This is a genomic window from Luteimonas sp. Soil_C_5 (assembly GCF_057656615.1).
The window spans coordinates 464513-485683 of sequence record NZ_JBDGKA010000003.1; the positions used below are offsets into that span (position 1 = coordinate 464513).

Sequence of the window (21171 nt, forward strand, 5' to 3'; positions counted from 1 at the left end):
CATGTCCGCGCTCACTCCCCGCCCGTCGCGACATCGCCGGCCTGGCGGACGACCCACCGGCCCTGCTCGGCCAGGATCTGCACCTGTTGCGCCGCATACGCGCCATTGAGCGCCGCGACTGCCTGCGCAAGGTCGGTGGTGCGGATGCCGGCGACTGGCGCATGCAGCGTGTAGTCGTTGGGATGCTGATAGGACAGGTCGACCCGCGTATCGCGCGACCAGCGCCCCAGAAGGCTCTTCAACGTTCCGTCCGCGGGTGACGCCTGGTAGACGTAGGCCTGCTGCAGCGGAATCGCGCTGGGTCCCTCGGCGAACTGGTGGACGGGCCGCCACCGGCCGCGCGGATCTGCAGCGTCCGGCGTGGCGCAACCCGCCAACACCATGCCGACACCGGCGCCTGCCCACATCAATCCCCGAATCATCCGCTTTGCAGTCATGGCATCCATTCGCAATTGGCAGGCTGCAGGCCACGGATCCCGTTGCAGCGCCAACGCGCTGTCGAGATCGATGCCTGGCATCGCCATGCCGGACCATCAAAGACACATTCGATCGCAGCGCGATGCCGCATTCGCACGCGGATTTCCGCTGCATCCCCGCTCACAATCCGATGCGTTCCCTATAAACCCCGCACCCTGAAACCCCGGAACACGCCCGGACTATATCGATCGTCTCGAGAAAACGTCAACGCAGGCAAAAGCCTTCAAAATCGCCATTTAGAAACCCCGCATTCATCATTCAAGCAATTGAAAACATAAGTAAAAATTTCGAATCGCACTGCGCTGCACACGGATTCCGGACACAATCCCCCGTGAGCCGCACGTCACACTTGTTTATCTTCCGGAAAATCCTTTAGGAGTTTTAAGATAATTCCGACGCCAGGATTTTGAATCAGGAATCGAAAGTCGAGACCGAATCGCTATGCTCACTCGCGTCGGACCAGGAAGGCGGGGAGATGGAACACAGGACGTTCGAGGAATTCGTTGCGAACGCGGCCCTGCTGGCCGCACATCTGACCCGGCAATGCGAGACCGCCGCCGCGGAGCAGGCCGATTCGGCCCGACGGCTGCATGAAGCGGCCGACGGCGTCGAGTCGAAACTTCTGGCAGGGCGCGCTGCCCTTCTTGACGTCGCGCGCGCCGCCACGCGTGACGCGGTCGCGACGGAAACAGCCGCCATCTCCAGCACGCTGGATGCGTCCGCCAAGCGCGCGCACGCAGCAGTGGCCGGGCTCGAACACAGTGCCGCCCTGCTGCGTGGTCGCGGCCGCCTGCTCGGCATCGGTGCATTCGGCGCCTTGTGCATCGGAGCCGTCGGCGTGATCGTCGGCACGGGCGTGCTGGCACGGCAGAACCTCGAGCGCGCACATCAGGCGCGCGTCCATGCCGATGTCCTACAAGCGCTGGAGCAGGTGACGGTCACGTCCTGCGATGGACAGCCGTGCATCAAGCTCGCCGACGATCTTCGCCGCTGGTCGGGGAATGGTGAATACGTGCTCGTCGATACACCGCGGCCGGGTCGCTGATCCAGCCCCCGACGCAGACACTTTCGCAGGACGCCTACTTTGAACCACTCACGCCTCATCGCTGCGGCGATTGCCACCCTGCTCGCAGTGGCTGGCGCGCTCTATCTCTCCGGCTATCTCGTACTGCTGCTGCTCGGGCTGGACACCGGCCTGCTGGGCCTCAGCACTTGGATCGGTTATCTGCGGGTCGTCGACGATCCGAGAGTCGCGCCGTACGCATGGCGGATCTGGACGGCCGGCGGCATCGGCTTCGGACTGATGACCCTCGTCTGGCTCGCCCTCATGATCATGCTGTTCAAGCTGCGCAGCCATCGGAACATCCATGGCGGTGCACGCTTTGCAGGCATGCTCGACCTTGCCGGCAAGGGATTTCTGGCGCAGAAGGACACCGGCATCATCGTGGGCCAGGCGAACGGCAAGCTCCTGCGCCTGTCGGGCCAGCAGTTCGTGGTGCTCGCCGCGCCCACCCGTTCGGGCAAAGGCGTCGGCGTCGTGATTCCGAACCTGCTGGACTACCGCGAGTCGGCGGTGGTGCTGGACATCAAGCAGGAAAATTTCGATCTCACCTCAGGCTGGCGCCGGTCGATCGGGCACGAGGTCTACCTGTTCAATCCCTTCGCCGAGGACCGGCGCACCCACCGATGGAATCCGCTCACCTACGTGACCGAGGATCCCGCGTTCCGGGTGTCCGATCTGCAGAGCATCGCGGCGATGCTCTACCCAGACGCCGACGACAAGGACAAGTTCTGGGTCAGCCAGGCCCGCAACGCGTTTCTCGCCTTCGGCCTGTACCTGTTCGAATCCCGCGACGCGCAGCGCCTGCAGGGTGCACCGGATGCGCGCGTGCAGACGCCGACGCTGGGCGCGATCCTGAGATTGTCCGCGGGCACTGGCGGTGAGCTGAAGCCCTACCTGCAGACGCTGGCCGATGCGCCATTCCTCGGGCCGCAGACGCGGACGGCGTTCGCCGGCCTGCTGTCGCAGGCGGACGTGACCTTCGCCTCGATCATCGGCTCGTTTCGCGAGCCCCTCAATCCCTGGCTCAATCCGGTACTGGACGCAGCCACCAGCGCCGACGATTTCGACCTCCGCGACGTCCGCCGCAGGCGGATGACCATCTACGTCGGCATCCAGCCGAACAAGCTGGCCGAGAGCCGGCTCATCGTGAACCTGTTCTTCAGTCAGCTGATCAACGTCAATACGAAAGTCCTGCCGCAGAACGACCCGTCGCTGAGGCACCAGTGCCTGCTGCTGATGGACGAGTTCACCTCCATCGGGCGCGTCGACATCATCGCCAAGGCGGTCGCGTACATGGCCGGCTACAACCTGCGCCTGCTGCCGATCATCCAGTCGATGGCGCAGCTCGACGCCGTCTACGGCAAGGAACTCGCGCGCACCATCATCACCAACCACGCGCTGCAGATCATCTACGCGCCGCGCGAGCAGCAGGACGCGAACGATTATTCCGAAATGCTGGGATTCACCACCGTGCGTCGCCGGGCGCGCACGCGATCGCATGGCCAGGGCCGCGGCGTGTCGGACAACGAAGTGCTGGAGCGTCGCGCCCTGATGCTGCCCCAGGAACTCAAGGCAATGGGGCCGGACAAGGAGATCGTGCTCTACGAAGGCCTCGCGCATCCGGTGCTGTGCCGGAAGGTCCGCTATTACAAGGATCGCTACTTCACCAGACGGCTGCTGGACAAGGTGATCGTTCCGCCCCTGGACTTGACGCCTGAAGCGCCCGGCCATGCCGCACGCATCCACGACACCCCCGGAGCCGAAACGCCAAGGCAGGCCACCGCCCGTGGCTAGCGTCGACAGCGTCCATCCAGGCAGATCAGCTGTCGACTACCTTCCGCCGCGCCGCCTGCATAAAGAACTCACTGACCTGAGGCAGATATCTAGTCCTGCCTGGCCACTGAGCGCACCGGCCTCCATGTGACCCGCTTCGCAGCCCAGGCTCCGATATCGACCACGACTGCGGAATCAGCCGATTCCGCAACGCCACGGCCCCATAAGCCGCCGGTCCGGCGCGTAGAATTCCCGGATGCATCGCCTTCTGTTCTGCTTCCTCGGCGTCGTCGCCGCACTTGCCCTTCCCTCGTCTGCCCATGCCTGGGGCAAGGCCGGACATCGCCTGGTCGCCCAGTTGGCCGAACGGGATCTCGATCCCGCGGTGCGCGCCCAGATCGATGCGCTGCTGGTCGGAGAGCCCGATCCCACGCTGGCCGGCGTAGCGGCATGGGCCGATGAACTGCGCGAGCGAGATCCGGGGCTGGGACGCCGGTCTGCAAAGTGGCACTACGTGAACATCGGCGAGTCGAACTGTCGCTACTCTGCTGCGCGCGATTGTCCGGGCGGCGACTGCGTGGTCGAGGCCCTGAAGACGCAGACCGCGATCCTCGCCGATCGCAGCCGGCCGCGCGCCGAGCGCGCGCAGGCGCTGAAGTTCGTGGTGCACTTCGTCGGCGATGCGCACCAGCCGATGCATGCCGGTTACGGGCATGACCGCGGCGGCAACAGTCACCAGATCAACTTCGGCGGGCGCGGTACCAACCTGCACGCGTTCTGGGACAGCGGCATGCTCAATTCGAAGCGGCTGTCGGGCGATGCCTGGCTGGCACGCCTGCAGGCGCGCAGGCCCACGCGTGACCGCACGCCGATCCTGCCGGTGCCGGCCGTGGCCTGGGCGCAAGCCGCCTGTCGCATCGCGGTCTCGCCCGGGGTGTATCCGCCGCGTCCTGCCATCGACCAGGCCTACGTCGACACCTATCTGCCGACGGTCGAACAGCAATTGCGCGATGCCGGTGCCCGCCTCGGCGCCCTGTTGAACGTGACGCTCGCCCCCTGATCCACGCGCCGGGATCGCTCCTCGCTGCGTAGCCCCGGCGGCCGTCTCCGTTCGACCCGCCGCGCGCGCGGCACACGCCGATATCGGCCACGTCCCGGACGTGCAGTCCCGCTCATCACCGACCGCGCCCGCGATCCGACTGCGTGATTGTCCCTTCGCCATGCCCTCGTTATGCTCGGATGGTCATAACGCGAAGCGGGACAGGTCGATGCATGCGCTCACGTCTCTGGCTGCGATCTCCTTGTGCCTGTGCCTGGCGACGGGCCTGCACGCGGCCGCGCACGCACACGACCCCCGCCAGCGCGCATCCGATCCGGCGCCGGGCGCGTCTCCGATCAGTGTGCCGCTGACACCTGCCGCGCGTGCCACGCTGCAGCGCCACCGCGTGGATGCCACGGCGCACGGCGAGACGCTGCGCTGCGAAGGCGTGTCGCTGGCCGCCCTGCTGCAGTCCAGCGGCGCAATGCCGGACGCGCCCGTGCGCGGCGCGCATCTCGATCGCTACGTGCTGGTCAGCGCGCGTGACGGCTACCGCGCGGTGTTCTCGCTCGGCGAGCTCGATTCGACGCTGGGCAACCGCGGCGTCTATCTGGTCGACCGCTGCGACGACGCCCCGCTCGACGCCGACAGCGGTCCGTTGCGCCTGCTGGTCCCTGACGACACGCGCCCGGCGCGCGGCGTGCGTCAGGTCGAACGCATCACCGTCATCGCCGCGCCCTGATCCTGTCGCCCTCCTACTGGAATCGCCATGCACATGCTTCGCTCCCCCCGCTGGCTGCGCACGTCCGCCGCCCTGCTGCTCACCGTCTTCACTGCGCTCGCCGTCCTGCCGGCGTTCGCCCAGGAACGCGCGCCGATCACGGTCTTCGCCGCCGCCAGCCTCAAGGAATCGATGGACGCCGCGGCCGCGCGCTATCAGCAGGACACCGGCCAGCCGGTACGCGTCTCGTACGCCGCCAGCTCCGCGCTCGCGCGGCAGATCGAACAGCGCGCGCCGGCCGACGTGTTCGTGTCCGCCGATCTGGAATGGATGGACTGGCTGCAGGCACGCAAGCTCATCGATCCCGCCTCGCGTCGCGTGCTGCTCGGCAACACCCTGGTGCTGGTCGCGCCGGGCGACAGCGCTGCGCAGCCGCTGACGCTCGCGCGCGGCACCGACCTGCTGCCGCTGCTCGGCGCGCGCGGCCGCCTGTCGCTGGCGTTGACCGCGAGCGTGCCGGCCGGCAAGTACGCCAAGGCGGCGTTCGAATCACTGGGCCAGTGGTCGGCCCTGCAGCCGCGCGTGGCCGAATCCGACAGCGTGCGGTCGGCGCTGACCCTCGTCGCGCGCGGCGAGGCGCCGCTGGGCGTGGTCTACGGCAGCGACGCGCAGGCCGAACCGCGGGTCAAGGTGCTGGCGACGTTCCCGGCCGACAGCCATCCGGCGATCGTCTACCCGGTCGCGCGCATCTCTGCCAGCCGCAACCGACAGGCCGATGCCTTCGTGCGCTGGCTCGACGGCGAGGCCGCGTCAGCGATCTTCCGCGAACACGGCTTCTCGATTCGCTGATCGATGGCGGACCCGGGCACGCTGCTGGGCTTCGGGCCCGATGAACTCGTCGCGATCCGGCTCAGCCTGAAGGTCGCGGCCGCTGCCGCGTTGTGCAGCCTGCCCTTCGGCATCGCGATCGCGTGGCTGCTCGCGCGCCGACGCTTCTTCGGCAAGTCGCTGCTCGATGCGCTGGTGCATCTGCCGCTGGTACTGCCGCCGGTAGTCGTGGGCTACGCGCTGCTGGTGCTGCTCGGCGGCAACGGCGTCATCGGCCGCTGGCTCGAAGAGACGCTGGGGATTTCGTTTGCCTTCCGCTGGACCGGCGCGGCGCTGGCCAGCGCGATCATGGGCTTCCCGCTGCTGGTACGCACGATCCGGCTGTCGATCGAGAACGTCGACCGCCGCCTCGAACAGGCCGCGGCCACGCTGGGTGCCAGTCCGTGGCGGGTCTTCTTCACGATCACTCTGCCGCTGGCGTGGCCGGGCGTGATCGCCGGCGCGGTGCTCGCGTTCGCGAAGGCGCTGGGCGAGTTCGGCGCGACGATCACGTTCGTCTCCAACATCCCCGGCGAAACCCAGACCGTGTCGTCGGCGATCTACGGGCTGATGCAGGTGCCCGATGGCGAAGCCGGCATCTGGCGTCTGGCCGCCGTGTCGGTGGCGATCTCGCTGGCCGCGCTGCTCGCCTCCGAGTGGCTGGTGCGGCGCCAGCGCGGCGAGGTGCACGACTGATGCTGCACGTCGACATCGACCTGCGCCGCGGCAGCTTCGCGCGCCACATCCGCATCGACGCCGTGCAGCGCGTGCTCGCGCTGACCGGGCCGTCGGGCGCCGGCAAGACCAGCGTACTCAATGCGATCGCCGGCCTCGTGCGTCCACGCGCAGGCCGCATCGAGATCGACGGCCGCGTGCTGTTCGACAGCGCCGCGCGCATCGACGTGCCCGCGCACCGTCGGCGTGTCGGCTACGTGTTCCAGGACGCACGCCTGTTCCCGCACCTCGACGTGCTGCGCAACCTGCGCTACGGCCGGCACCACGCCGGCGCCGACACCTTCGAACTCGATCAGGTGGTCGAACTGCTCGGCATCGGCGCGTTGCTGCAGCGCCAGCCGGCGAATCTCTCCGGCGGCGAAGCACAACGCGTGGCGATCGGTCGTGCGCTGCTGTCGCAGCCGGCGGTGCTGTTGTTCGATGAGCCGCTGTCGGCGCTCGACGAAGCGCGGCGCGAGGAACTGATTCCGTGGCTGCAGCGCGTACGCGACGAGGTGCGACTGCCGATGCTCTACGTCAGCCACACCAGTGACGACGTGCGACGTCTGGCCGACGCGGTGCACACGCTGGCCTGAGCAGGCGACGCGGCGTTCACCGCCAACCTGCGGCAATCGCAGGCCCGCCTGCAGGTCCGCGTCATGCCCCGCACCCACGCGATTCCGCCCGACCAGACGCGTCGCTTCCTCGAGCCCGGCCCCGTCGTGCTGCTGTCGACCGCGCACAAAGGCGAGCGCGGCATCATGACGCTGGGCTGGCAAATGATGCTGGGCTACGACCTTGTCGGCACCTACATCTGGTCGGCCAACCGCAGCCACGCGCTCGCGCGCGCCAGCCGCGAATGCGTCCTCAACCTGCCGACCGCCGACATGCTCGACACCGTCGTGCGCATCGGCAACAGCAGCAGCGCCGACGAGGACAAGTTCGAACGCTTCGGCCTGACCGCGATCGACAGCAGCGACGTCGAGGCCCACGGCATTGGCGAATGCCACGCACGTTTCGAATGTCGCCTGCACGAAACCCGCATCACCGCCGACTACCCGCTGTTCGTCTGGCGCGTCGTTGCCGCGCACGCCGCAAAACGCCCGAAATGGCCGCGCACCGTGCACTACCGCGGCGACGGGCAGTTCATGGTCAGCGGCGACGCGCGTTCGCGGCGGGCGCTGTTCAAGCCGGAGATGCTGGAATCCTAGCGCTCGCTTTCATCGCATCGCGCTACAGTTCTGCACGTACGGCATCGCCCGAAACATCTCGCTGATCACGACATGGAGTCCGGAATGCAGGTTCGATTTCATACTGCGCTGACCTTCGCTGCGTTCGCCGCGATCGTGATGGCGAGCGGCTGTCGTCAGGATGCCGACCCGGGAGGCCAGGTATCGACGGTTACGGCCGAAGCGCCAGCGGACGATGCCGCTGCGGATGATCTTCCCGAGGGGCCGGACCATGTGGCACTCGCGCGTGCGCAGGATGCGGCCTCGCGTGGCGGCTGGACACTTGCAAATCCAGAGGCGCTTTCGCGCGTGCCGCGCGTGCGGCGCGATCTCTCCGGTCTCGACCCTGCCGAAACGCTCGATGCGATCGCGCGCGACACCGCACTGCGCGCGCAGATCGAAGCCGGTCGTGTCCGTTTCGTGCGCGGCGCGCCTTACGCCGCGATCAACGCGCGCGCAGAACTCGATCTGCTGGTGCTCGACCAGCGCTTCGTCGATGTGCTGCAGCAGATTGCGACGGCGGGCGACACCGGTCTGGACGTCGCGCCCGGCCTCGATCTCGAGCGGCGTGTGTCGATGAACTTCACCGGTGTGCCCATACGCACGGTGCTGCAGCTGGCCGGAGACGAGACGGGCACGTTGATCACGCCGCACGCCGATGGCATCCGGGTACGTCCGCGTACGCCGCCCGGTGCCGGGTCCTGAATTCGCAAGCCGCGCATCGTGTCGTGCGCGTACGTCCACGCTTCCCATCCGATCCGTCGAACGCCAGGAGCTTCCAATGCGCAATGTCCGTTTTGGCCGTCAACCCACGCTGATGACGACGCTCGCGATTGCTGCCGTGCTGGCCGGCTGCAGCGGCGACACCGATAGCGTCGCAACAGCAGCGATACCGCCATACAGCGCTGCAGCAGCCCCTGTGGCCAACGCTGTGCCCACTCCGGACGGCACGAACAGCGAAGTGCGCTTCACCTCCGGCACCAGCTACGCAGCGACCGGCGCACAGGCGGAAATCGCGCTGTCCGTTACCGAGGTAAGCGCCCGAGACGTGCTGGAGCACATCGCCACTGCCGGTGGCGTGCCGCTCGAGATCGCAGACGGTGTCGACCTCGACCACAAGGTCTCGCTGCATTTCGACGGCATGCCGCTGAGCGCGGTGTTGACCCTGCTGGGCCAGGACGCGAATGCCGAGATCACCGCCGAGCCCGATGCCATCCGCGTGCGACCGCGGGCGACGCCCACGCGCTGATTGACGTGGCGCGCGTTGTACGTCCCGGCGCGAGCGCGATGTCGCCACCGCCGGCGCCCAGGCGGCCGCCTATTCACGTCCGCCTGCGTATCCTCTCGCCATGACCGCCTACGTCGACTCCATCGAAGACGCCGTCAGCCGCATCCATGCGCATGTCGACGGTGCCCTCCACATCGGTGCGCCACTCGGCATCGGCAAGCCGCACCGGCTGCTCAATGCGCTGTATGACGCCGCTGTCGCCGATCCCGCGCGGCCGATGACGCTTTACACGGCACTGTCGCTGGATCCGCCCAAAGGTGGCGACGATCTCGAAGGCCGTTTCATCGGGCCGTTCGCGAAGCGGCACTTCGGCGAGGACTTCGTGCGTCTGAAATATGTGGATGCGCTGCGCCGCAACGCGCTGCCGCCGCATGTCGAGGTCGAAGAGTTCTACATGCAGTCTGGCGCGATGCTGGGCTCGTCGCAGGCGCAGCGCCGCTACGCGAGCCTCAACTACACGCACGTGGCGCGCGCACTCGCCGACCGCGGCGTCAACGTGCTGGTGCAGAAGGTCGCGGCCAACGACGACGGCACGCGCTTCTCGCTGTCGTCGAACACCGACCTGACCTTCGATGCGATCGATGCGTTGGTGGCGGCCGGTCATCCGCGACCGCTGGTCGTCGGCGAAGTCGATCCCGCCTTGCCGTGGCTCGACGGCACCGCAGCGGTGGACGCGGCGTTCTTCGACGTCGTGATCGCGCCGCCACCGCCCTACCCGCGTCTGTTCGGCCTGCCGCGCCAGCCGGTGTCGGATGCCGACTACGCGATCGGTTTCTACGCCAGCACGCTGGTGCGCGACGGCGGTACGCTGCAGATCGGCATCGGCGCGCTCGCCGATGCGCTGTGCCATGCACTGGCGCTGCGCCATACCGACAACGCGGCGTACCGGCGCGTGCTGCACGCGCTCGATCCCGATCTCGCCGCGCATCGCACGGTGCAGGCGGTCGGTGGACTCGATCCGTTCGAGATCGGCCTCTACGGCTGCAGCGAGATGATCAACGAGGGCTTCAAGCGCCTGGTCGAAGTGGGCGTGATCAAGCGCCGCGTCGTCGACAAGGCCAGCATGATGCGCCGCGCCAACGACGGCACCGCGAGCGCGCTCGATCTCGATCTGATCGAGCGCAACGGCGAGTTCCTGCACGGCGCGTTCTACCTCGGCTCGCCGGATTTCTATGCCTGGCTGCGCGGACTCGACGACGAGACCCGTCGCGGCATCGGCATGAAGCGCGTCGGCGAGGTCAACGAGCTCTACGGTCTCGACGAGGGCCTCGAGCGCCTGCAACGCCGCGATGCGCGCTTCTTCAACAGCTGCATGATGGCGACCGCGCTGGGCGCGGCGGTGTCGGATGGACTGGACGATGGCCGCGTGGTGTCCGGCGTCGGCGGCCAGTACAACTTCGTCGCGATGGGCCACGCGCTGCCCGACGCGCGCTCGGTGCTGCTGCTGCGCGCCGCGCGCGATGCCGGCGGCGGCCGCGAGGCCAACATCCGCTGGAACTACGGCCACACGACGATTCCGCGGCATCTGCGCGATGTCTACATCACCGAGTACGGTATCGCCGACATCCGTGGCGCGACCGACGAGGACTGCACGCGCGCGATGGTGCGCATCGCCGAAGCGCCGCATCAGGCAGGACTCGTACAACGTGCGCAGGCGGCCGGCAAGCTCGACGCGCGTTTCGTCGTACCCGCGCCCTGGCAGCGCAACACGCCGGACGCGCTGCGCAAGGCGCTGGCGCCGCTGCGCGCCGACGGCAGCCTGCCCGACTATCCGCTGGGTAGCGATTTCGATGTCATCGAGCAGCGCCTGTTGCGCGCGCTGGCCTGGCTGCGCACGCAGACCGCCACACGACGCGGCAAGCTCACGACCGTGATCGACGCCTTGCGCGCAGGCATCGGCGACGACACGCCCGCGCTCGCGCGCATGCAGCTGCAGGCGCCCAGCGGCTTCAACGAACATCTGATGGCGCGACTGGTGTCGCTGGGACTGCGCCGCACTGAGCGGCCCAGTGCGCCGCAGGATGTGATCGCGCCGACATCCGCGGCCTGAAGCGCGGTTGCGAACGCGCAGCGCGCCTCCATCTCGTTCGACGACACCCGTGCAGGACCCGACCATGACCACCCGCGCCGACCAGCTCCGCGACGCCCTCGCCGCACTGCAGCCCACGCACCTCGATGTCGAGGACGAGAGCCACATGCACAGCCGCGGGCTGGAGACGCATTACAAGGCGGTCGTGGTCAGCGCGACGTTCGACGGCAAGCGTGCGCTGCAGCGGCACCAGGCCGTGTACCGCGCGCTCGGCCCGCAGATGCAGCAGATCCACGCACTGGCGCTGCACACGTTTACGCCCGAGGAATGGGCCGCGGAAGTGCAGGTGCCGGATTCGCCGCATTGCCGGGGTGGGAGCAAGCACGACACGCCGGTGGGCGGTATCTGAAGCCCTCCCCTGCTTGCAGAGGGCGAATCGTGAGCCGCAGGAAAGCGCCGCTCCTGATTCGTGGATGGGGCGCAGCGACGTTTGTAGCCGCAGAACCGCGCGCTGATCGAACTTCGCGAGCGTCAGCCCTCACCCCAACCCTCGCTCCGCGCCCCGGCCCTCGCGCTGGCGCGAGGGCGTTCGTCGACACGCGAGCCAGTGGCTCGCAAGCGTGCCGCCTCACCCCAGAGGGAGAGGGGCCAGAAAAAAAGCCCGCTTGCGCGGGCTTTTTCGTTCACTGCTGCAGATCGCAGCGACCGATCAAAGCGCCTTTGCCGCCTCGACGATCTTCTCGACCGTGATGCCGAAGTGCTGGAACAGCTTGTCGGCCGGGGCCGAGGCGCCGAAGGTGTCGATGCCGATCACGGCACCGTCGAGACCCACGTAGGCGCGCCAGAAGGCGGTGACGCCGGCTTCGATCGCAACGCGCTTGCGCACGGCGCTCGGCAGCACGGATTCGCGATAGGCCGCGTCCTGACGATCGAACACGTCGGTCGAGGGCATCGACACCACGCGCACTGTGTCGCCGAGCTGTTCGGCCGCCTGGGTCGCCAGACCGATCTCCGAACCGGTCGCGATCAGGATGATCTCCGGCGTGCCGACCGAATCCTTCAGCACGTAGCCGCCGCGCGCGATGTCGGCCACCTGCGCGGCGTCGCGTGCCTGGTGCGGCAGGTTCTGGCGCGAGAAGATCAGGCAGCTCGGGCCGTCCTGACGGGTGATCGCCGACTTCCATGCCACCGCCGATTCGACCGCATCGCAAGGGCGCCACACGTCGTTGTTCGGGATGTAGCGCAGGCTCGCGAGGTGCTCGACCGGCTGGTGGGTCGGGCCGTCTTCGCCCAGACCGATCGAATCGTGCGTGTAGACGTGGATCGCGTGCGCGGGGATCAGCGCGCTCATGCGCACGGCGTTGCGGGCGTAGTCGCTGAAGACCAGGAACGTCGCGTCGAACGGAATGAAACCGCCGTGCAGCGCCAGGCCGTTCGCGATCGCGCTCATGCCGAACTCGCGCACACCGTAATAGACGTAGTTCGCGTTGGCATCGGTGCTGGCCGCGGACGTGCTGCCCTTCCACAGGGTCAGGTTGGAATGCGCGAGGTCTGCCGAGCCGCCGATGATTTCCGGCAGCAGCGGCGCGAAGGCTTCGATCGCCATCTGCGAGGCCTTGCGCGAGGCGATCGTCGGGCCGTCGCTCTGCAGCTTGGCGATGAAGGCATCGGCCGCTTCGACGAAGCCGTCGGGCAGGTCGCCGTGCGAGCGGCGCACGAGTTCGGCGGCGAGCTCGGGGTACTTGGCCCGGTAGGCATCGAACTGCTGATTCCACTCCGACTCGCGTACCTGGCCGGCTTCGACCGCGCGCCAGCCGTCGCGCAGCGCCTGCGGCACGTCGAACGGACCGTGGTTCCAGCCGAGCGCGGCGCGCGTGGCGTCGGATTCGTCCTGGCCCAGCGGCGCGCCGTGCGAGGACTCCTTGCCGGCGCGGTTGGGCGAGCCGAAGCCGATCGTCGTGCGGCAGCACACCAGCACCGGCTTGTCGTCTTCGGCGGTGGCGGCTTCGATCGCACGCGAGATCGCCTCGGCGTCGTGGCCGTCGACGTCGCGGATCACGCGCCAGCCGTAGGCCTCGAAACGCGCCGGGGTATCGTCGGTGAACCAGCCTTCGGTGTTGCCGTCGATCGAGATGCGGTTGTCGTCCCAGAACGCGACCAGCTTGCCCAGGCCCAGCGTGCCGGCGAGCGAGGCGGCCTCGTGCGAAATGCCTTCCATCAGGCAGCCGTCGCCCATGAACACCCAGGTGCGATGGTCGACGACGGCGAACTCGGGACGGTTGAAACGCTGCGCGAGCAGGCGCTCGGCGAGTGCGAAGCCGACGGCGTTGGCGAAGCCCTGGCCCAGCGGACCGGTGGTGGTCTCGACGCCGGGCGTCTCGTGGCGCTCCGGGTGACCGGCGGTCTTGCTGTGCAGCTGGCGGAAGTTCTTCAGTTCTTCCAGCGGCAGGTCGTAACCCGACAGGTGCAGCAGCGCGTAATGCAGCATCGAGCCGTGGCCGTTCGACAGCACGAAGCGGTCGCGGTTGAACCACTGCGGATTCGCCGGATTGTGGCTGAGGTGGTCGTTCCACAGCACTTCGGCGATGTCGGCCATGCCCATCGGCATGCCGGGATGGCCGGACTTGGCGGCATCGACGGCGTCGATGGCGAGGAAACGGATGGCGTTGGCGAGTTCGCGACGGGTCGACGTGGTCATGGGCTCGGAGACGGGCGGCAGCGGGCGGGAGCCGCCAATTGTCCCACGAGCGCCGCGCCGCTGCCCGGGTGATGTCCCGGCAGCGGCGTGATGCGGCCTCAGGCCGGGCGCGGCAGCGCCTGGTCGGTCACCGCTTCGGCGTCGTCGTCCTCGTCCGCTTCGCCGCGGCCGATGACCACCGAGCCGACCATGTCGCCGCCGATGTTGACGGTCGTGCGGCACATGTCGAGGAAACGGTCCACGCCGAGGATGATGCCGATGCCCTCGGGCGGAATGCCGAACATCACCAGGATCGTCGCGATCACCGGCAGCGAGCCGCCCGGCACGCTGGCCGCGCCGATGCCGCCCATGATGCACATCACCAGGATCATCGCCTGCTGCAGCAGCGTGAGCTCGACGCCGAACAGCTGGGCGAGGAACAGCACGGTCACGCCCTCGTAGAGCGCCGTGCCGTTCATGTTGACGGTGGCACCGAGCGTGCAGACGAAGCGCGCCACGCGTCGCGGCACGCCGAGGTTTTCCTCGGCGGTCTTGAGCGAGGTCGGCAGCGTGGCCGCGCTGGACGACGTGGAGAACGCGGTCAGCAGCGCCGGCTGCGATTTCCTGAACACATCGAGCGGCGAGCGCCGGGCGAGCACCGCGATCATCAGCGAGAACGTGCCGAAGAAATGCAGCGCCAGCGCCAGCGCTGCGGTCAGCACGAACCAGCCCAGCTGCACCATCAGGCCCAGGCCCATGCGCGCGGTCAGCGTGAACAGCAGCGCGGCCACGGCGTACGGCGCCAGACGGATCACCCAGTCGATCAGCTTCAGGCTGATGTCGTAGATGCCCTGCACCGCGCCGACGAAGCTGCGCGTGCCCGGCGAATTGACCACGGTGGCGGCGATGCCGAACAGCAGCGCGAACACCATCACCGCGATCAGATCGGTCGCGGCGGCGGCGGCGATCGGATTGCGCGGCACCATGTTGAGCAGCATGTCGGCGAGGCCGATCGAGGCGGGCTCGGCGATCGTGGCGCCCGCGGCGACGGAATCCGACAGCATCGCGTCGCGCAACGCAGGATCGATACCCGCGCCCGGCTGGATGATCGACACCACCACCAGACCGATGATCACCGCGATGAAGGTCGTGCCGAACACCCACACCAGCGTCTTGCCGCCGAGACGGCCGAGCGCGCGCGGATCGCCGATCTCCACCACGCCCAGGATCAGCGCCGAGAACACCAGCGGCACGACCAGCATGAACAGCAGACGCAGGAACAACTGGCCGATCGGTTCGGTGACGTAGCGGATCAGGCCTTCGACCCATCCGGAGAACGCAGGCGGGACGCCGTCGACGGTCAGATGGCCGGTCAGCAGGTTGATCGCCAGGCCGGCGATCGCGCCGACGAGGAAGCCGATCAGCATCTTGGTGTGAAGCGGCATGCCGCCGGATCCGGGCGTCGAGGTCATGCGGAAATCCTAGAAGACTGCCGCGCAGCTTAACAAACGCCTTCCATCCGATCCGCCCCGCGCGGATGGCGGCTTCGATTACGCGCGATCGGCACCGGATTTTTCCGTCCCGTAATGCCCGGAACCCGCATTCCGCATCTCGGCGCGCGACTTGCTCTGCTGTCGGTGATGGCGGCTCCGGCGCCGACGGCCGGCGCCGCGCCGTTGTCCTCGCTGACGTCCATGACGACGCCGCCGCACGCGTGGTCATCCGGCGTCGGTGGTGCAGCCGGTATCCTTGCCTTATGTCTTCGTCCCCTGATGCCGACGCGCTCGAGGTGCTGCAGCGCGTATTCGGCCATGCCGCGTTCCGCGGCGAGCAATCCGCGATCGTCACCCACGTGGCCGCCGGGCACGACGCCCTGGTGCTGATGCCCACCGGCGGCGGCAAGTCCATGTGCTACCAGGTGCCGGCGCTGCTGCGCGAGGGCGTGGCGATCGTGGTGTCGCCCCTGATCGCGCTGATGCAGGACCAGGTGGACGCGCTGCTGCAGCTCGGCGTGCGCGCGGCGTATCTCAATTCGACGCTCGACGGTGAAACCGCGCAACGCGTGGAGCGCGAGTTTCTCGCCGGCGAGCTGGACCTGCTCTACGTCGCGCCCGAACGCCTGCTCACCCCGCGGTTCCTGTCGCTGCTCGACCGTGCGCCGATCTCGCTGTTCGCCATCGACGAAGCGCATTGCGTGTCGCAATGGGGCCACGATTTCCGCCGCGAGTACCGCGAGCTGACGATCCTGCACGAGCGCTGGCCCGAGGTGCCGCGCATCGCGCTGACCGCGACGGCCGATCCGCCGACCCAGCGCGAGATCGCCGAGCGCCTGCAGCTGGAAGACGCGCGCCGCTTCGTCAGTTCATTCGACCGCCCGAACATCCGCTACACCGTCGTGCAGAAGGACAACGCGAAGCGCCAGCTGCTCGATTTCGTGCAGGCGCATCGCGGCGAAGCCGGCATCGTCTACTGCCTGTCGCGGCGCAAGGTCGAGGAGACTGCCGAGTATCTCGCCGGCCAGGGCATCGATGCGATTCCGTATCACGCGGGTATGGACGCGGAGCTGCGCGCGGCCAACCAGCGCCGCTTCCTGCGCAGCGATGGTGTGGTCGTCGTCGCGACGATCGCCTTCGGCATGGGCATCGACAAGCCCGACGTGCGCTTCGTCGCGCACACCGATCTGCCGAAATCCATCGAGGGCTACTACCAGGAAACCGGCCGCGGCGGCCGGGACGGCGAGCCGGCCGATGCGTGGATGTGCTACGGCCTCGGCGATCTGGTGCTGCTGCGGCAGATGATCGAACAGTCGGATTCCGGCGACGAGCGCAAACGCCTGGAACACCGCAAGCTCGATTCACTGGTCGGCTACTGCGAAACGATGCGCTGCCGCCGTCAGGTGCTGCTGGCGAATTTCGGCGAGGACTACGCCGCGCAAGGTGCGGGCAAGCCCTGCGGCAATTGCGACAACTGCCTCGACCCGCCCGACGCGTGGGACGCGACCGTGCCCGCGCAGAAGGCGCTGAGCTGCGTTTACCGCAGCGGCCAGCGCTTCGGCGCCGCGCACATCATCGACATCCTGCGCGGCAGCGAGAGCGAGCGCATCCGCCAGTTCGGCCACGACCAGCTCAGCACCTATGGCGTCGGTACCGACGTCGATGCGCGGGTGTGGAAGAGCGTGCTGCGCCAGCTCGTCGCGCAGGGTCTGCTCGACGTCGACGCCGAAGGTTACGGCGGCCTGCGCCTGACCGAAGCCAGCCGCGCCGTGCTCAAGGGCACGACGCAGGTGATGCTGCGCAAGCCGACGAACACGAAGGAACGCGCACGCACCACGCGCGCCGCGACCGGCGCCGACATCGACCTCGCACCGAGCGACCGTCCGCTGTTCGAATCGCTGCGCGCCCTGCGCGGTCGTCTGGCACGCGAACAGAACGTACCGGCCTACGTGATCTTCCACGACGCCACGCTGCGCGAGATCGCACGCCAGCGCCCGATCAGCCACGGCCAGCTCGGCGGCATCGGCGGCGTCGGCGCCGGCAAGCTCGAGCGCTACGGCGATGCGGTGCTGGAAACGGTGATGGACGCGGACTGAGGCTGCGCTTCGGTCGCGTTCGATGATTGTTCGGACGACGCGCGCGCTTCGACCACGCCTGCGCCCAAAGCCGGACACGAGGCTTCAGCAATGTCTCGCGCATCGATACGAGCCGCGAGACGTCATGCCGGCAGGGCCGCGAAGGTGCGGCGCGCGAACTCCGAGAAGATGGTGGGTCGTGATGGATTCGAACCATCGACCAGCGGATTAAAAGTCCGATGCTCTACCGACTGAGCTAACGACCCGTCGAACTGGACGGTATGCGGACCGGGTGGCGAGCAAACGCTCGACGAATACCGGACCGCTCGCGGCCTTGACCGCGACCCGCGCATCCGGGTTCCGGACCGCGAGGGGTTCGCATTGTACCGGCTTTGCAGCGCGTGGGTGATCCGCCGCCTGCGCAAGTCCGCGCATCCGTTGGACGAGCGAATTCTCTCGGCGCAGTCGGGCGCAATCGCGCAAACCCAGTTGGGGTCAGTCCGCGCTGCCGAGCAGATCTCGCCCGGACTGGGTGAGATCGATGTCGCCGTCCTCGGCCAGCGCAGCAAAGCCTGCATGCACGGCCCAGTCGGTGTCGGCATCCGAGATCGGCGTGGTGGTGTCGATGGCGCGCAGGATGCGCAGCTGGTCGTCGTTCAGGGCCATGGGGACTCCGCGGATGGGGAAGACCCCTACCCTACCGTCGCCCACCGTGACGGGTTCGTCGCTTCCCGAGCACGACGTCGAGGCGCCTGGATGTGCAGCACCGCGGCCCCGCCAGGTGCGTGTGCCGCGCGATGCGGCCGTGGATCCGCGAAGCGTGTAACGCGCCGCGCTCAGACGCCCGCGACGTAGCGTGTGGGATCGGCCACGCCGGCACTGGTGAAGCCGTCGGCGCGCAGGCGGCAGGCGTCGCACTGCCCGCAGGCGCGGCCGTCGGCATCGGCGCGGTAGCAGGACACGGTCAGGCCGAAGTCGACACCCAGTCGCAGGCCCGCATTGACGATGTCGGCCTTGCCCATGTGCTGCAGCGGCGCGTGGACGCGGATGCCCGCGCCCTCGACGCCGGCCTTGGTCGCCAGGTTCGCCAGCCGTTCGAAGGCGTCGATGAATTCGGGGCGGCAGTCGGGATAGCCGGAGTAGTCGACGGCATTGACGCCGCAGAAGATGTCGGCCGCGCCGATGACCTCGGCCCAACCCAGCGCGAGCGACAGCATGATGGTGTTGCGCGCCGGTACGTAGGTCACCGGAATGCCGGCCGCGCCGGCCGCGGGCACGTCGATGTCGTCGGTCAGTGCCGAGCCGCCGAAGGCGCGCAGGTCGACATCGACGGTCTTGTGCGCCGCCACGCCGAGTGCAGCCGCGACGCGGACTGCCGCGTCGAGTTCGGACGTGTGCCGCTGGCCGTAGCGCACGCTCAGGGCATGGACCGCGAAGCCCTGCTCACGTGCGATGGCGACGACGGCGGCGGAATCCATGCCTCCGGACAACAGGACGACGGCTTTCTTCATGGGGCGATCGGGCTTCGGAATTCGGGGTGACCGGACAGGCGTCCGTGGGAGCCGGGACTCGGCAAAAGGCTAGCGCATCGGGGGCGGCGCGAAGATGCGGTGGACTCCGTTGTCACCCCGCCACCCGCGTCACCTGCCGGGTTCGTCGTTCCACAGCAGCTTATGCAGCTGCATCTGGAATCTGACCGGCAGGCGGTCGGCGACGATCCAGTCGGCAAGATCGCGGGCACTGATCTCGCCCTTGCTCGGCGAGAACAGCACGTCGCAGATGTGATGCAGGCCGCGCGTCTGCACCAGGTCGCGGGCCCATTCGTAATCGGCACGCGAGCAGATCACCAGCTTGATCTGGTCGTGCGCGGTCAGCAGCGCGAGGTTGTCCCACAGGTTGCGGTGGGCCTCGTTCGAAGCGGGCGTCTTGATGTCGAGCACGCGGCTCACGCGCGGATCGACCGCAGCGATGTCGAGCGCACCCGAGGTTTCCAGTGAGACCTGGTAGCCCGCATCGCACAGCCGTTTCAGCAGGCCGATGCAACGCTTCTGCGCCAGCGGTTCGCCGCCGGTGACGCAGACATGGCGGACGCCGTGCCGCGCGACTTCTTCGAGGATGGTGTCGAACGTCCACCACGCGCCGCCGTGGAACGCGTACGCGGTGTCGCAGTAGGCGCAGCGCAGCGGGCAACCGGTCAGACGGACGAAGACCGTCGGCCAGCCGGCGTCGCGCGCCTCGCCCTGCAGCGAGAGGAAGATTTCGGTGAGCTTGAGACGGTCGGTCGCGGCAGATGCGGCGACCGCATCGGACACGACGGCGGTCATGGCAGGCGCGGCGTCAGCGCAGCCGCGAGAGCTGGATCGCACGCAGCCGGTCGGCGGCGGTGCGGGCGGCATCGGTGCCGGGATACTGGGCGCCGACCTCTGCAAGCGTCGTCTCGGCGGCGTCGAGATCCTTCTGCCCGTACTGGGACAGACCGACCTTCAGCAGCGCACCGGCCGCCTTGTCGCTGGTCGGATACCGCTGGAGCAGCGCACGGAACTGTTCTTCCGCGAGCGGATAATTCTGGGTGACGTAATAGCTTTCGCCGAGCCAGTACAGCGCGTTCGGCGCGTAGCTGCCCTGCGGATACTGGTCCAGGAATCCCTGGAAACGCCGGGCGGATTCGGCGTAGTTGCCGTTGCGCAGCGCTTCGAATGCCTGGTCGTACGCGCCGCGCTCATCGGCGACACCGGCGATCAGGCCGGGTGTGCCGTGGACAGTCGGCGGACGTTCCGCCGCCGGCGCCGGTGACGGCGCGGACTCGACCGCCCCGCGACCGATTTCCGGAAGTTCCATGCCGCCGCTCCCACCACCTGCACCACCTTCGAGTCGATTGAGACGACCGTCGATGTCGAGGTACTGGCTGCGGTTGCTGGACTTGAGCTGTTCGTTCTGCTGCTGCAGCTCTTCGACCTGCGAGCGCAGGGCGGTCACTTCCTGACGAAGCTGGTTGAGCTGGTTGAGCATGCCCACGTTGGCGCTGGTATCGCTCGAACGCGCTTCGAGCGACGCCACGCGATCCGCGAGGCTTGCGCGCTGCGCGGACGCGGGCGCGGCAGCCACGAGGGCTGCCGCGAACGCAACTGGAAGTACCAGCCAATGACGCATCGACTGCATCAGCGAGCGGTGTAGATGATCTCGACGCGACGATTACGCGCCCAGCAATCTTCGTTCGACTCGGTGCAGACCGCACGCTCTTCACCGTAGCTCACGACCGCCAGCTGGCCGGCCGAACCACCGTTGGCCTGCAGGGCCGAGGACACGCCATTGCCACGGCGCTCGCCGAGACCCTGGTTGTACTCGCGGCTGCCGCGCTCGTCGGCGTGGCCTTCCAGCGAGATGCGGGCCGAGCTGCGGTCACGCAGGTACTTGGCGTGGCAGGCCATGATCGCCTGGAACTCCGGACGCAGGTTGTCCTGGTCCAGGTCGAAGTAGACGACGCGCTGGCGCAGGCATGCATCGCTGTCCAGATCGGCCGGGCCGTAGGCGCCAGCGGTCGGAGCGGTCGGGGCCACGGTGCCGGTGGACGGGCCGGTGTCGACCGGCGCTTCTTCCTTCACCTTCTTGGAACACGCGACGGCTGCGGTGCAGAGCAGCACTGCCAGCATCACACGGGTAGTCGTCTTCATCTCGTCGGTCCTTGGTCTTTGTCTGTCAACAGGGGGCAATGAGTATTGTTATAGG

General features: G+C 68.0%; 20 protein-coding genes, 1 tRNA gene and 1 pseudogene. 13 read left to right on the forward strand and 9 right to left on the reverse strand.

Annotated elements, in window-relative coordinates:
• Nucleotides 1-11: 11 nt before the first annotated feature.
• Nucleotides 12-524, reverse strand: a complete 513-nt coding sequence (locus AC3A5K_RS10505) for a hypothetical protein (protein WP_487617466.1) — start codon at nucleotides 522-524, stop codon at nucleotides 12-14.
• Nucleotides 525-883: 359 nt separating this feature from the next.
• On the opposite strand from AC3A5K_RS10505, the gene AC3A5K_RS10510 reads away from it, so the two are divergent.
• From AC3A5K_RS10510 to AC3A5K_RS10565, 12 genes and pseudogenes are all read left to right on the forward strand, one after another.
• Entirely contained in the window at nucleotides 884-1522 is a 639-nt protein-coding gene (locus tag AC3A5K_RS10510) for a hypothetical protein (RefSeq protein WP_487617467.1), read from the forward strand.
• Between the two features lie 39 nt (nucleotides 1523-1561).
• Nucleotides 1562-3250, forward strand: a pseudogene (locus tag AC3A5K_RS10515) (type IV secretory system conjugative DNA transfer family protein); the annotation flags it as partial.
• Nucleotides 3251-3569: 319 nt separating this feature from the next.
• Nucleotides 3570-4373, forward strand: a complete 804-nt coding sequence (locus tag AC3A5K_RS10520; protein WP_487617468.1) for a S1/P1 nuclease — start codon at nucleotides 3570-3572, stop codon at nucleotides 4371-4373.
• A gap of 208 nt (nucleotides 4374-4581) precedes the next feature.
• On the forward strand, nucleotides 4582-5094 hold the full coding sequence (locus AC3A5K_RS10525) for a molybdopterin-binding protein (RefSeq protein WP_487617469.1): 513 nt from the start codon (nucleotides 4582-4584) through the stop codon (nucleotides 5092-5094).
• 33 nt (nucleotides 5095-5127) lie between these two features.
• Nucleotides 5128-5922 (forward strand): molybdate ABC transporter substrate-binding protein, encoded by a 795-nt coding sequence (gene modA / locus AC3A5K_RS10530; RefSeq protein WP_487617470.1) that lies wholly within the window; start codon nucleotides 5128-5130, stop codon nucleotides 5920-5922.
• A gap of 3 nt (nucleotides 5923-5925) precedes the next feature.
• Nucleotides 5926-6636, forward strand: a complete 711-nt coding sequence (gene modB, locus AC3A5K_RS10535) for a molybdate ABC transporter permease subunit (protein WP_425497238.1) — start codon at nucleotides 5926-5928, stop codon at nucleotides 6634-6636.
• Nucleotides 6636-7250: a molybdenum ABC transporter ATP-binding protein gene (locus AC3A5K_RS10540; RefSeq protein WP_487617471.1), complete on the forward strand. Its 615-nt coding sequence runs from the start codon at nucleotides 6636-6638 to the stop codon at nucleotides 7248-7250. Before modB ends, AC3A5K_RS10540 begins: the two co-directional genes overlap by 1 nt.
• Before the next feature lie 63 nt (nucleotides 7251-7313).
• Nucleotides 7314-7865, forward strand: coding sequence for a flavin reductase family protein (locus AC3A5K_RS10545; RefSeq protein WP_487617472.1), 552 nt, complete (start codon nucleotides 7314-7316; stop codon nucleotides 7863-7865).
• Between the two features lie 84 nt (nucleotides 7866-7949).
• On the forward strand, nucleotides 7950-8588 hold the full coding sequence (locus AC3A5K_RS10550) for a hypothetical protein (RefSeq protein WP_487617473.1): 639 nt from the start codon (nucleotides 7950-7952) through the stop codon (nucleotides 8586-8588).
• Nucleotides 8589-8664: 76 nt separating this feature from the next.
• Nucleotides 8665-9132 (forward strand): hypothetical protein, encoded by a 468-nt coding sequence (locus tag AC3A5K_RS10555; RefSeq protein ID WP_487617474.1) that lies wholly within the window; start codon nucleotides 8665-8667, stop codon nucleotides 9130-9132.
• Nucleotides 9133-9232: 100 nt separating this feature from the next.
• Nucleotides 9233-11221, forward strand: coding sequence for an acetyl-CoA hydrolase/transferase C-terminal domain-containing protein (locus AC3A5K_RS10560; RefSeq protein ID WP_487617475.1), 1989 nt, complete (start codon nucleotides 9233-9235; stop codon nucleotides 11219-11221).
• Nucleotides 11222-11285: 64 nt separating this feature from the next.
• Nucleotides 11286-11609, forward strand: coding sequence for a BolA family protein (locus AC3A5K_RS10565; RefSeq protein ID WP_487617476.1), 324 nt, complete (start codon nucleotides 11286-11288; stop codon nucleotides 11607-11609).
• Between the two features lie 300 nt (nucleotides 11610-11909).
• Here the strand turns inward: AC3A5K_RS10565 and tkt are convergent, their stop codons facing one another.
• Both tkt and AC3A5K_RS10575 read right to left on the reverse strand, forming a co-directional pair.
• The gene (gene tkt / locus AC3A5K_RS10570) at nucleotides 11910-13898 is read right to left on the reverse strand and encodes a transketolase (RefSeq protein ID WP_487617477.1); all 1989 of its coding nucleotides are present in this window, start codon (nucleotides 13896-13898) and stop codon (nucleotides 11910-11912) included.
• A 98-nt stretch (nucleotides 13899-13996) separates the two neighbouring features.
• Nucleotides 13997-15349, reverse strand: a complete 1353-nt coding sequence (locus AC3A5K_RS10575) for a dicarboxylate/amino acid:cation symporter (RefSeq protein WP_487617478.1) — start codon at nucleotides 15347-15349, stop codon at nucleotides 13997-13999.
• Nucleotides 15350-15633: 284 nt separating this feature from the next.
• Here AC3A5K_RS10575 and recQ point away from each other — a divergent pair, with 284 nt between their 5' ends.
• On the forward strand, nucleotides 15634-17466 hold the full coding sequence (gene recQ / locus AC3A5K_RS10580) for a DNA helicase RecQ (RefSeq protein ID WP_487617479.1): 1833 nt from the start codon (nucleotides 15634-15636) through the stop codon (nucleotides 17464-17466).
• A 169-nt stretch (nucleotides 17467-17635) separates the two neighbouring features.
• Here recQ and AC3A5K_RS10585 read toward each other — a convergent pair.
• The 6 genes from AC3A5K_RS10585 to pal form a co-directional block, all read right to left on the reverse strand.
• Nucleotides 17636-17711, reverse strand: a tRNA-Lys gene (locus AC3A5K_RS10585).
• Nucleotides 17712-17940: 229 nt separating this feature from the next.
• A complete protein-coding gene (locus AC3A5K_RS10590; RefSeq protein WP_487617480.1) occupies nucleotides 17941-18111 on the reverse strand; it encodes a hypothetical protein in 171 nt (56 codons plus the stop codon).
• Between the two features lie 170 nt (nucleotides 18112-18281).
• Entirely contained in the window at nucleotides 18282-18956 is a 675-nt protein-coding gene (gene queC / locus AC3A5K_RS10595; protein ID WP_487617481.1) for a 7-cyano-7-deazaguanine synthase QueC, read from the reverse strand.
• Nucleotides 18957-19085: 129 nt separating this feature from the next.
• On the reverse strand, nucleotides 19086-19769 hold the full coding sequence (queE, locus tag AC3A5K_RS10600; protein WP_487617482.1) for a 7-carboxy-7-deazaguanine synthase QueE: 684 nt from the start codon (nucleotides 19767-19769) through the stop codon (nucleotides 19086-19088).
• 13 nt (nucleotides 19770-19782) lie between these two features.
• Entirely contained in the window at nucleotides 19783-20595 is an 813-nt protein-coding gene (ybgF, locus tag AC3A5K_RS10605; protein WP_487617483.1) for a tol-pal system protein YbgF, read from the reverse strand.
• 8 nt (nucleotides 20596-20603) lie between these two features.
• The gene (pal, locus tag AC3A5K_RS10610) at nucleotides 20604-21116 is read right to left on the reverse strand and encodes a peptidoglycan-associated lipoprotein Pal (RefSeq protein WP_487617484.1); all 513 of its coding nucleotides are present in this window, start codon (nucleotides 21114-21116) and stop codon (nucleotides 20604-20606) included.
• Nucleotides 21117-21171 lie beyond the last annotated feature (55 nt).